The 12,530-nt window shown below is 43.1% G+C and carries 7 protein-coding genes; 4 read left to right on the top strand and 3 right to left on the bottom strand.

Annotation, left to right across the window (positions count from 1 at the left end; translation table 11 throughout):
- The first annotated feature begins 1,659 nt into the window (after nucleotides 1-1,659).
- Both GPK58_RS08010 and GPK58_RS08005 read left to right on the top strand, forming a co-directional pair.
- Complete coding sequence (locus tag GPK58_RS08010; RefSeq protein WP_215638472.1) at nucleotides 1,660-2,109, top strand: SseB family protein; 450 nt, start codon at nucleotides 1,660-1,662, stop codon at nucleotides 2,107-2,109.
- A gap of 613 nt (nucleotides 2,110-2,722) precedes the next feature.
- Nucleotides 2,723-3,676, top strand: a complete 954-nt coding sequence (locus GPK58_RS08005; RefSeq protein ID WP_215638471.1) for an alpha/beta fold hydrolase — start codon at nucleotides 2,723-2,725, stop codon at nucleotides 3,674-3,676.
- A 253-nt stretch (nucleotides 3,677-3,929) separates the two neighbouring features.
- On the opposite strand, the gene GPK58_RS08000 is transcribed toward GPK58_RS08005, so the two are convergent.
- Nucleotides 3,930-4,520 carry a TetR-like C-terminal domain-containing protein gene (locus GPK58_RS08000; protein WP_015526541.1) on the bottom strand — a complete coding sequence of 197 codons (591 nt, stop codon included), beginning with the start codon at nucleotides 4,518-4,520 and terminating at the stop codon, nucleotides 3,930-3,932.
- Nucleotides 4,521-5,102: 582 nt separating this feature from the next.
- On the opposite strand from GPK58_RS08000, the gene GPK58_RS07995 reads away from it, so the two are divergent.
- Nucleotides 5,103-8,768: a YhgE/Pip domain-containing protein gene (locus tag GPK58_RS07995; RefSeq protein WP_215638470.1), complete on the top strand. Its 3,666-nt coding sequence runs from the start codon at nucleotides 5,103-5,105 to the stop codon at nucleotides 8,766-8,768.
- Nucleotides 8,769-9,000: 232 nt separating this feature from the next.
- Nucleotides 9,001-9,288 (top strand): hypothetical protein, encoded by a 288-nt coding sequence (locus GPK58_RS07990; RefSeq protein ID WP_173741678.1) that lies wholly within the window; start codon nucleotides 9,001-9,003, stop codon nucleotides 9,286-9,288.
- Between the two features lie 147 nt (nucleotides 9,289-9,435).
- Here GPK58_RS07990 and GPK58_RS07985 read toward each other — a convergent pair whose 3' ends face one another.
- Both GPK58_RS07985 and GPK58_RS07980 read right to left on the bottom strand, forming a co-directional pair.
- Entirely contained in the window at nucleotides 9,436-10,992 is a 1,557-nt protein-coding gene (locus GPK58_RS07985; protein ID WP_215638469.1) for a DUF4340 domain-containing protein, read from the bottom strand.
- Entirely contained in the window at nucleotides 10,992-12,521 is a 1,530-nt protein-coding gene (locus GPK58_RS07980) for a GldG family protein (protein WP_044961237.1), read from the bottom strand. Before GPK58_RS07980 ends, GPK58_RS07985 begins: the two co-directional genes overlap by 1 nt.
- Nucleotides 12,522-12,530: the final 9 nt, after the last annotated feature.

Raw genomic sequence — 12,530 nt, 5'->3', positions numbered from 1 at the left:
AAAATTTTTGCATTCGATCATAGTTTTACACAAAATAGCTGTTTTACAGTTTATCAGGAAGAGCACAAGTATTTTCCCACCCACAGCTTATTGTTTTTTTGTAATCGAAGCAGCTGCTTTCTTTTATTCGATCAATCAAAATTTTACATGTTTAAAGTAGGAACGAATCTATATTTTATTTTTTTGCCGTATGTGTGCAGGTGCACATTTTGCATTTTTAGGCTTTTTTATGTGTGTATACGTATAAAGTACGCTTTATCGTACTTTTTTATTTAAAGTACTATAATTTGTACTTTAATGTTTTTTCATTCGTAAATATCCTATTATTTCTATTTATTTGCCAGTATTTTCTTTCATAAAGTCCTTTTTATCGTACTTAGTGTTTGCATTATTATCATTATCATAGTGTTCTCTTCGCAGAAATAATCTCTTATTTTTCTTCATTTCGTCCTTACTCTTATATCGTTCTATAAAATCCCCCCATATTTTCCGCCTTACCCTCCGTTTTTTCATATAAATACACATTTTTACTACATTCACTTAACTTGTTAATTCCCCATCCAGTTCACAAAAGCATCTGACCGAAATCATGGAGAATACTGATGACAGTATCTGGGAACTCACCTTCAAGTGCGCAAACATATCTATCCAATTTGGGATCAAACGAATAAAAATACCCGTATTCGCTACGCAGTTCTACGCCCAATAGCTACTTTACAATTTATCAGGACCTGCTTACAATGTATCCATAACAATGGCCACATGAATTAGTGCAGTACCTTGTTTTCAGACATGCCCACTATTCCTTTCCCTGTTAAACGCCGTTGCATTCTTCCTAATACACGCCATCCACTGCTTATTACTTTTTACTTTTTCGTAATTGAAGCATGAGACTTACTGTTAACTGGTAATATTATTCTCCGAGTTTTTTTGTGAGCAAAGACCACTGAAAGCCCTGGACATACCATGCAAATTTATGTGATTAGCATAATTTCTGTGCATCGCGAAGTGTATTACCAAAAACGAAGTGATCAGTAATCAGGAAACTTTTTGATTTAATTCAAGCAGATAAAAGCATCCGCTTCACTACTTGCTCATAACCGAATAAGTGCTTCGCAGTTTATCAGAAGGAGCCTGCACTTCTCCTGATGCAAGCAAGTTCCCCTGATTATTGCTTTTCGAAATCGAACCAGGGGACTTATTTGATTCAGTTAAAAACGCTTCTTCTCTTGCCTCATTTTCCCCTGAAATGCTATAATCCATAAAGAAAGCATTCGCAAACTCCTTGCAGTTTGCGGCTAATACATTATTTCGTAAATAACTATACCAATCACGTGGGATGTGGATTCGAGTGTGCAGGTATAAAAATGCAGGCGTAGCTGGCTATGCTGAGGCTTTTAGATCTGTGCAGTCGGATTCACCAACAAGTAATTGGTATAGTTATTTCGAAAACAATGTACTATTACAGCGAAAATTAAGTTTCTGCTATATTGACGTAGGATGATTTTCTCATATGCAAGGCGAAGGAATGAGGCGTAGCGGTGGCTACGGCGATTGACGACAACGCAGCATATGAAAAATCAGACAAGTCAATATGGCGGTTACTTAATATTCGCTGTACTAGTCATTTATCATCTGATCGAAAGGAATATTTTATACATGAACACCACAAATAATCGCAACGATTTCTATAAAGAACAATTAGGCAAGACTTTAAATGGCAATGAAAAGATCGAAACTGCCATTGCAGCACTCCAAAAAGAAGCAACCGAAGAAATGCTTGCTCATACTCTCACCGTGATCCGTCACAGAATGCAGGAGCAGGCACAGCTGATCATTGCTGTAGAACCTCCAAAAGGTGATGGAAAAATTTCTCTTCATGCGATCAAAACCAACGACGGAAAGCAATGGTGGGCTGCATTTACCAGCTTTGACGAAGAGTTAAAAGGCAGTGATAAGATCATGTCCACATTTACCGCAGATATTGATAAAATTTTTGCTTCTGCATTGCAAGAGCCGTCTGTTGAGGGAGTAATTCTCAATCCATGGAACCGCACACTGATGCTGAACAAAACCCTTATCAACATCATCCTCGGCAATCCTGTATAGCATCAGCTCTGTCGGATAACAAGTCCAATGTTTCACGTGAAACACTTGGTATTTTACTGAAGTATAAAAGCATTCCAGCGGATAACAGCATCCGCTTCGCTACTTGTTCATAACCAAATAACTGCTTCGCAGTTTATCAGAAGGAGCTTTTCCTCCTCCTGATACAAGTAAGTCCCCACCCTCTGCTTATTGCTCTTCGCAATTAAAGCAGGGGATTTACTTGATTCGGTTCAAAATCTGATTTCTATGTATCATGAAGCATATTGGCGATGCTACTGTTCACTGATAATATTCCGTAAGTTTTTTTGTGAACGAAGGCCGCAGAAAGTCCGAAGCCATACCGCACCAATTTATGCGATCAACATAAATTCTTTGCATTACGAAGCGCTTTACTGAAAGCAGAACGAACAGCAACTTAGCGATCATCGCCAAGAACAGAATGGACAGTAGCGTCAGCATACAATAACAAGGTTAGGGTTCCCACAAAAGCATTGTAAATTTTTCGTTCCTGTCGTATAATAAAGCAAAGAAATATTCAGAAAAAATCAGATCAGATACCTGAATTACGTTACATCTGTCCTGATTATTTTTACGAATTCCAGGAGGCTTTTTAATGAAGAAAAATGGACACAGACTACTTACTCTTGCAGCTTTAGTCGGAACTGCCGCAGGTGTTATTCATATTGCTAACCGTTTCATAGATGCCACATCTCAGCTTAAAGATATGCTGGAACAGCCACACAGCAGAACCTATGACTGGCGTTTTGGAAAGATTTTTTATACAAAACAGGGACATGGCACCCCTATTCTTCTTATTCATGATATCATGCCAGGTGCTTCCGGTTATGAATGGAATGCCATAGAGAAGCAGCTCGCAACCGAACATACCGTTTACACCATTGATCTTCTTGGATGTGGACGTTCCGAAAAACCGGATATTACTTATACCAATTTTGTATTTGCTCAGTTACTCTGTGATTTTGCCAAGAATGTGATTCGTGAGGAAACCGATGTTATTGCCAGTGGTTTCTCAGGTTCTTTTGCGATCATGGCTTACCGTAACAATTCCGACCATTTCCGCAAGATCATGCTGGTCAATCCACCAAGCTTCAGTTCCCTGAAGCAGGCACCTTGTAAAGACAACAAGCTCTTTAAGTATTTTATCGAGCTTCCGATTTTCGGAACTCTGATCTATCATATGGTAGCTTCCCGCGAATCCATCAGCAGTCTGTTTATGGAAAAGCTGTTCTACAATCCCTTCCATGTAACAGATACACTGGTAGACACCTATTATGAATCCGCTCACAAGGGTGGTTCCAACGCCAAATATCTGTATTCCAGCTACATTGGCAAATACCTGAATATCAGCATTAATAATGCCGTAGAATCTTCCGATGCATGCATCTATATTATTTCCGGAGAAAAAGAAGCTTCCGCTTCTCTTATCGCAGAGGAATATCAGAAGCTGAATTCTTCCATTGAAACCGCTGTGATCCCGGAAGCCAGACATCTTCCTCATCTGGAAGATCCGGAACATTTCCTGGAACAGGTAGCTATTTTCCTGTAAAAACAACTTATGATCCGGCATCAAAAACAAAATTTATCTATAGTAATTTTGGAGATCAACGTATCAAAAGAACATTGTTTATGTTCGGAGCCGTTGAGCTTCATGCAGTAATTTGTGGAAATGCTATAAACCAACAAAAAGTCAATAAAAAAAGAGTACTGTTTCACGTGAAACATGAGTTTTTCCTCAAACAAACGTGAAACAATACTCTTTATTTTTTACCAGACTCACAGCATGCATCCGGACATTTCTCTTATCTAAGTGCCTGCTCCAGATACATGTGTGTTGTATTATCGATCAGCTTATGTGTCAGCTCTGCCATATGCTGTGTACTCTCCTGATTCTCAGAAGACAGCCATGTCTTGATCATTCCCACGCATCCATTCAGACAAAACGCATACGCATACTCAATATCACGGTTATCTTTCGGCAGACGAATTGACAAGCGATGCAGCACTGTATCTGCGATCAGTTTTTCTATACGATTCACAAAAGCCATATCTCCATTCTTTCCAAGAAGTGCGATACAAATATCCTTATTATGATCCAGGATCGTAAATATCTGCTCAATAAAAGGATACGAGCTCTCCTTATTGTTAAGAGGATCCAGAGGATAGTCTGCCACCAGATGCGTGATTTCCTCCATCAATTCAGCCTCAATGGATTCCAGCATCTGATAGATATCTGTATAGTGAAGATAAAATGTGGAGCGGTTGATATCAACTTCTTCCACCAGTTCCTTTACCGTAATCTCCTTAATGCTCTTCTTCTGCATAAGACGGGCAAGCCCCGCTCGCAACTGTGCCTTGGTCTTACGTACTCTTCTGTCAACTTTTTCCGCCATCTTAATTCCCCCTGCAATTCAAAAAAGCAAGCACGTTTCCTCCGCCTCAATCACCTGTTACTTACGATACTCTGCAACTGTTATACAATGCATAATGCATCCTTCAAACGAATAAAAGCATTCGCTTTCTCTACGCCGATCTGCATGATACCAGATATCTACTGTTGTTAAGAATTGACAAGATCAAAATTGTTAACGACGCCGACCTACACGATACCAGATATCTGCTGCATATTTGTGTTGAAACATAGGAATCCTGTCTGCATTTAATATTACCAACTGCACATAAATTCAAAGGAAATAACGTACTTTTTGTCTATTATGCAGTTTTTTATTTGTAATAGACACTTCCATCATTTCTGTCTATTAATATACATTCAGTAAAGATTTAATGGTTGTATCTGTGGTATGTGTTTAGTATAATACATCACGTAAAGAAAATCAACACTTTGTTTGATAATGGAATATAAAGCTATTAATAGATTTTAATATGATTAATAGATCTCGTCGCCATTACTGGAATAAAGTTTGATTAATCAACTATGTTTGATAATACAATTTAATAAGAAAGGGATAGGTAATATGATCAAAAACGAATGGAAAAGCTTACTTCGTAACAAGCTCATGCTTATCGTCGTAATCGCCATTATCGTAATCCCGATCATCTATGCAGGTCTGTTTCTGAAATCCATGTGGGATCCTTACGGAAACGTAGACAGCCTGCCAGTGGCCGTGGTAAACGAAGACAAACCTGTCGAGTATAATGGCAAGACCTTGAGCATAGGTAAGGACATGACGGATGAGCTGAAGGACAACGACTCAATGGCATTTAACATTGTAGACAGCAAGACAGCAGAGGACGGTCTGGCCAATGGAACCTATTACATGGTTATCAAAATTCCGGAAAATTTCTCCGCAAACGCAGCCACTGTAATGGACAACGATCCAAAGCAAATGGAGCTATCCTATGAGACAAACCCTGGAACCAACTATATCGCCTCCAAGCTCAGTGAAACAGCAATGCTGAAGCTTCGTGATAACATTGCTTCCAAGGTTACGGAAACCTATACAGAAACCGTTTTTGATTCTATCTCAGAAGCAGGTGACGGAATGCAGGAAGCTGCAGACGGATCCGGAAAGATCGAAGACGGACTGAATACAGCAGCTGATGGTAACAAAACAATTACCAAAAACCTTAAGAAGCTTTCCACCAGTACTCTTACTTTCGTAAGCGGTGCTGACAGTCTCACCGAAGGTCTTAAGACCTACACCGATGGTGTTGCAAAGGTTAACGATGGTGCAAAGAGCCTGGACGATGGTGCAGATCAGCTGAACAGCGGCGTTGCAACTCTCACAGAAAAGGTTCCTGAGCTGACAACCGGTGTGGATACTCTGGATAAAGGTGTTCAGCAATACACCGCTGGTGTGGATGAGCTTAATAAAAATTCTGATGCACTGAAATCCGGTGCAAGCAGCCTGGAATCCGGTGCAAACCAGCTGAACAGCGGCGTTGCAGCTCTGACAGAAAAGGTTCCTGAGCTGACAACCGGTGTAGATACTCTGGATGAAGGTGTTCAGCAGTACACCGCTGGTGTGGATGAGCTTAATAAAAATTCTGATACACTGAAATCCGGCGCAAGCAGCCTGGAATCCGGTGCAAATGCATTAAGTGCAGGTATTGATACTCTTTCCGACGGAGCAACACAGTATGTAGCTGGTGCTGACACTCTTGCAGATGGAACTACCACCTATGTGGCTGGTGCTGGCAAACTCGCAGCCGGTGCCAAAGAGCTTGTAAAACTTGAAGACGGACTCACAACAGTTTCCAATGGTATCTCTCAGCTGAATACCGGTGTTACCAAAGGAACCGATGACTCACAGTCACTGATATCCGGAACACAGCAGCTTGAAAACGGACTGAAAGCCCTGAACGATAAGGTTTCTGCTCTGAAAGAGGGAACAACACAGGAATCCATCAACAAGCTTGCAGCCGGCCTTACTTCCGCAAAGGATGGTATGGACACAGCCGCAGCTGGTATGAACAGTGCTGCAGCTGGTATGAACAATGCCGCAGACGGAATCAACAACGCAGCCGGATATATCACTCAGGCCGCAGGCATCACAAGTCAGACCAGCAGCAGTATCACAGACAGTCTGATCCCTGCTCTCCAGAATGCAGGCACACAGTTCTCACAGGTAGGTGATCAGGTCAGCAGCATCCTTACAGGATACGGACAGCAGACAACGGAAGCACTTACTGATGCAAATACCAAGATCGGTACTGCCGGACAGACAATGACCGATTTAGCAGCACAGCTTCAGGCGATTCAGGCAACCGCTTCTGAGGACGGAACCATTTCCGCAGCAGCTCTGAATGATGTGATCAACGCTTTAAACAGCGTAGCCGGTGGAATGACTGGCGTGGACGGTTCTTACATGAGCAGCTATTCTGATCAGGTTTCACAGCTTGCAGCTGGTGTATCCGGTCAGCTCTCTTCTACTCAGGAAAATCTGAATGCTGTTGCTTCCAAGCTTAACGAAGCAGCTTCCGGACTGACTCAGATCTCCGGAGGACTGACTCAGGGTGCCGGCACACTTTCTGAGGGTGCAACAACCATGACAGATGGTGCAAACCAGATGAGTGCAGGTGCAACAACCATGAGCGCAGGTGCAGAGCAGTTATCTGCAGCTACAAGTCAGCTTCCTACAAATCTGATCGCTCAGCTTTCTGCAGGTGTTACCCAGCTGTATCAGGGTGCACAGGCTGTAAACACAGGAACCAAGAACGTTTCCGCAGGACTTCAGTCTCTGGAAGACGGCACAGTCGAAGCCTTCCCGGCTGCAGCAGCAGGAATCAAGGCTCTGAACGATGGATTTGACCAACTGACATCTTATGATAAGCAGCTCAACGACGGTGCAAAGAATCTGAAAACAGCCGGCAAACAGATCGCTGACGCACTTCCGGATATCAAATCCGGTGCAGGTCAGCTGGCAGATGGTTCTAAGGCACTGACAGATGGAATCACAACTTACACCGATGGTATTGCAAAGCTTTCCGAAAACAGTGCTGCTCTTACAGACGGCACCAAGAAACTGGCAACAGGAGCCAATGCTCTTTCCAGCGGTGCTGCTACTCTTGCAGATGGAACAAAAGCATTAGCCGATGGTTCCGGAACACTGACAACCGGAATCACAACCTACACCGATGGTGTTGCTAAGCTTTCCGAAAACAGCTCCGCTCTTACAGACGGTACCAAAAAGCTCTCAACAGGAGCCAAGACCCTTTCCAGCGGTGCTACTACTCTTGCAAACGGAACTAAGACATTAGCAAACGGTACCTCAACACTTCTCAGCGGTACCGAGAAACTTGTAAGCAACAACAGCACACTTAACAATGGTGCAAAACAGCTTGCAGATGGCGCTGCCCAGATCCAGAGCGGTTCCTCTCAGCTGTATGATGGCTCCAAGAAGCTTGGAAGTGGTATGAAAGAACTGAAAGACGGTTCCAAGACACTGACCACAAGCCTCAGCGATGGAGCTACCACTGTAAAAGACAATTCAGCAAGTGATGAAACGATCAAAATGTTCGCAACTCCTGTTGTAAGCGATGAAACAAAACTTACCGATGTCCCGAATAACGGACACGCAATGGCACCTTACATGATGTCTGTAGGCCTCTGGGTCGGCGCACTGGCATTCTGCCTGATGTATCCTCTGGCTCAGTATAAGGGCAAACTGAAATCCGGTTTCGCATGGTGGGCAAGCAAAGCTTCCGTCCTTTATCCGGTAGCGATCCTTCAGGGAATCTGCCTGATCCTGCTGTTACGTGCATTTAACGGATTCACACCTGCAGAGATGGGCAAAACCGTACTCTTCGCCTGCCTGACATCAATGACCTTTACCTCTATCATGTACTTCTTCAACATTACTCTTGGTAAAGTAGGAAGCTTCCTGATGCTGGTATTCATGGTCGTTCAGCTTGCAGGATCTGCCGGAACTTATCCGGTTGAGGTTTCACCTTCATTCGTTGCAAAGATCCATGCATACGTTCCGTTTACTTATACGGTCGACGCATTCCGTGCAACGATCAGCGGTGGCCGAAGCATTACCACTTCCATTATTGTAATGGTTGCACTGTTAGTGATCTTCACGATCCTGACGATCCTTCAGTTCAATCACATGACCAAGAGAAAGAAAGCAGAAAAAGTTGTTCTCTTCGACTGGCTGGAAGAAAGAGGTCTTGCATAATACTTAGTTACTGACAGAAGCTCCCCCGAACCTTCTGTTAGATATAGAAAAATTAAAACTGTACAGTTGCTCAGATGAGCTTCTGTACAGTTTTTTTATGTTGTCTCCACCAATTCTCCACGCTACAATTATAGCAGTTATAGAAAATCAAGCTCGCCAGTACACCGTGCCTGACCTATGCAGCAGATTTCAGTTCAGAAACACTCCTGTCAGATTCAGAAGAAGCGGCAATATGACTTCTCAGATCTACTCACAAACCGGAGCTCTTTCTGACTGCAAGCCTGCGGTTTTCAATGGAAAAGCAACCTGGTATGCATCTAATCCACTGACCGCAAAAACAGACGGAATCATCACCTATGCTACACCATTTACCGTCTTCAGGGTAAAACCTGGAAAGCTATCGGCAATACAAAAAATACAACCTACGCCGATAAAAAGCCAGGCACCGCAACCAAATACCGTACCCGTGCATACCACATCACAAACGGTAAAAAAATATACGGACCTTATTCATCTGTAAGGACCGTAAAATAATAGCAACATAAAAACACCCCGGAAAATCCTGATCTGTGTGGTGTCTCCGAATATCTGATCATCAAGCGGATATTCGGAGATCACCTTATTGTTTACGGATCTCCGAGGTGTTTTTATTTATTTTCTTAATATTTTATTTTTCCGCCTCAGCTGTTGGTGTTGCTGTGGCTTCTGTCTCTGTTTCACCGTTTACCATGGTTTCATATGCATTGAACATTTCTTTTACTGTCATTTTGTTTACAAGAAATACCTTGTCCCCAACGACAGCTGCATAATAGTTTGTGTCATATGTGTAGAAGGTAACGGTTGTCTGGTTCTTGTCAGAGTCTGTGAATACAGCGGTCATCTCCGGGTCTGCAGCCGGTGTATAAGCGTCTGTCAGTCTCTTCTGTCCTGCCATGTTTATCAGCTTGTTGTAGAAGGTGGTAAAGGTTGTACTTTCTATTTCCTTACCATCCAGCTGATAGGTTGTTGTTTCTTTTTCGTTTCCGTCATCATCTGTGGATGTTTCACGTGAAACATTTACAGTACTTGTTGTTTCACCGTAAGTAACCTGGAGCTGATCCAGATTTTTTACAGACAGATAATTGACGATCAGTGACCAGAGATCTGACGGCGTCTTGTCAATAACTGCACTCAGTGTATCCGTTGACATTGTATAGATCTGTTTGTTATCTACCGTTACATATCTGCTGCCATCTCCTGCCTCATCGCCAACGTAAATGACAAGCTGTTTATCCACTGTGGTTGTCTTGCTGTCTGCATCTTCTGAGCTGCTATCCGTGTCAGCGCTGGCGCCGCTCTCAGAATCACTCTCAGAGGCCGTAGAATCGTTTTCTCCGGATTCTGTACTGTCTGTGCTGTTATTCTTCACCTTTTCCTGATAATCCACTGTAATCGTCGCATAGGGCTTATCAAGGCCATACTGGGAAAGATCCTCTGCATTGTAGTTTACAAACTGGTCAAATGCAAAGTTTCCAAGTCCGGAGGTTACATTTCCTGCTGCCGTTGTATCGGCAGACTCTTTATCGCTGTTTCCGTCACCGGAAACATCCCAGGTAGCTCCGTCGGAATTTTCTTCCAGGACATAGGAATCTTTATTCTCACTGACCTGGACCTTTTTCACTGTGGAAGAATCAATTGTCGGGAAATCTTCTCCCTGTGCATAATCGTAAAGGGAATTCATAAACGGAGACACTGTATCTGCTGCCACTACATATACCGTGCTGTCATCATCATCCTTGGAAATGTAATACTGATTCGTAGACGTATTCTCATCTCCGATGTTGAGCTTCGTTGTCCCATCAGCGGTATCAACGGTTACTGTGTTAGATGGAGAATCCAGTCCGTATTCCGTAAGATCCTCCACATCCTCCAGGACTCTGTCCGCTTCCACCTTTTTGATGGCGGAAGCTGCGGAATCCAGAGTTGTCTGATTTACAGGAAAAGCAGTCTCATCCTTTTTCACCCAGGAATCATCTTTTTTCTCAAAGGTCACTTCCTTCTTGTCTACGATAAATTCCAGGGATTTAATGTCATCCGTTTTCACGGAAAACACTTCTGTTTTGCTTTCCTCTTCGCTGCTCTCTGTCTTTTCTTCTTTGGATACGTAGGTGTTCAGTCCCACATAAACGCCGCCGAGAACTGCCAGAACAACAACTGCTGAAACAAGTTTGGTCGATTTTTTCATTATGCTTTTCTCCTCTTAAGCCAGATCAGGAATCCTGCAACAAGGAATACTCCCGGGATCAGACCAATGGTACAGATCTTCCAGAAGGCTGCATCATAATCGGTTACTGTCAGGCTTGTGGACTCAAGGCTCTTGGATGGAATAGAAACGGAATTACTGTCGTCTGTGCTGGTCATCCAGTTTAAGGACTCCAGAAGGAGCTTTTCATTTCCGCCGGATACCATCTGGTTTATCTGGCTCTCCATCAGATTTGCTGTGGAGTAGTAAACGATCTGTGTTTCCTTATCATCATCCAGTTTCTCAGTGATAGCAACACCAAGATCAAACGGTCCGTCTACATCTCCGTCTTCCTTTTCGATATTGCTGCTCTGCATATTTGTTTTGGAGTAAGCCTTGTCAGAGGTTGTCAGGATACTGTCGATGGTTACGGTATCTCTTACATCATCTGTTTTCTGAATGCCCTGTGCATACGGTGCCAGTACGTAGGAGCCTGCAGAAGCTGTCTCAGAGCTTGCATCTGTGCTGTTGACTGTTGGTACAAGATAATATGGCATCTGCATTCCATAATGCTGATTATCACCCTCAAATACAATTCCCTCTGCACACTTTACACCATAGTTTTCAAGAACCGCATCAAAGTTCGGCAGATCATCCTGTGTATAATCCGAGAAGATCATAGCTTTTCCGCCTGCCTCCAGATAATCCAGGAGCTCTGTTTTTTCTTCCTCGGAAATATCGCTGGTCGGAGATACGATCATCAGGCAGTCTGCATCATCCGGAACCTTTCCCTCTGTGAGAAGGTTCAGCTCCTTGATATCAATGTTTGCTTTCTGGATATCTTCTTTAAAGCTGGAATCCAGATCTTTTTCTCCGTGTCCGGATAAGGTGTACATGATCGGAAGATCCTCGGATGTCACATAGCCGATCGCACTTGTGATCTGTCCTTCTCCATCAAATCCGGTAGTAGTCTGCTGCCAGGTATTATAGTCTACCGAAGAGGAATACATATCGTTGTAATTGATAACCTTGTTTCTGTCGCCGCAGACTACGATCAGGCTGTTTGATGCAAGATCATCGGTTGTATATTCCGATGCAAATTTCGGATTTACAACCGGGTCTTTTACCTCAACTTTAATATGCTTGGACTCATCTTTATAACGTGAAAGCAGATTGGAGATCGTGTCGTCCTCAGAACCGCTTGCCGCGATCTGATAAATGGTAACATCCTTATCCAGTGCCTTCAGTACCTTCTTTGTTTCATCACCGATGGTGTAAAGCTTGGATGAGCTTACATCCAGCTGTGAATATTTGGATGGGATCGCACCGACGATCATATTGATCACAACCACGATCACGATAAAGACTGCTGCCATAGCCATGCTGTAGGAACCATTTTTGATATGTTTTTTGCTGATGGTGCCTACCAGCTTTTTCGGATCCGGTTTATGTTTCTTTTTGCCGGAGTCCTGTGCGGTCTCCGGTACGGCTGCCTCGCCTTTATTTTTCTTAAATTTCTCACTGAATTTCATTTCCATTCA

The sequence above is a fragment of the Blautia sp. MCC270 genome (assembly GCF_018785605.1).
In the GTDB taxonomy this organism is placed as follows: domain Bacteria; phylum Bacillota; class Clostridia; order Lachnospirales; family Lachnospiraceae; genus Blautia_A; species Blautia_A fusiformis.
Note: the sequence above shows the minus strand (reverse complement) of the source record. Positions and strands in the feature narration are given on the sequence as shown.

Excerpts from the sequence above, each read along its gene's own strand:
- GPK58_RS08010 (WP_215638472.1), top strand. The coding sequence starts at position 1,660 with ATGAACACCACAAATAATCGCAACGATTTCTATAAAGAACAATTAGGC.
- GPK58_RS08005 (WP_215638471.1), top strand. The coding sequence starts at position 2,723 with ATGAAGAAAAATGGACACAGACTACTTACTCTTGCAGCTTTAGTCGGA.
- GPK58_RS08000 (WP_015526541.1), bottom strand. The coding sequence starts at position 4,520 with ATGGCGGAAAAAGTTGACAGAAGAGTACGTAAGACCAAGGCACAGTTG.
- GPK58_RS07995 (WP_215638470.1), top strand. The coding sequence starts at position 5,103 with ATGATCAAAAACGAATGGAAAAGCTTACTTCGTAACAAGCTCATGCTT.
- GPK58_RS07990 (WP_173741678.1), top strand. The coding sequence starts at position 9,001 with ATGACTTCTCAGATCTACTCACAAACCGGAGCTCTTTCTGACTGCAAG.
- GPK58_RS07985 (WP_215638469.1), bottom strand. The coding sequence starts at position 10,992 with ATGAAAAAATCGACCAAACTTGTTTCAGCAGTTGTTGTTCTGGCAGTT.
- GPK58_RS07980 (WP_044961237.1), bottom strand. The coding sequence starts at position 12,521 with ATGAAATTCAGTGAGAAATTTAAGAAAAATAAAGGCGAGGCAGCCGTA.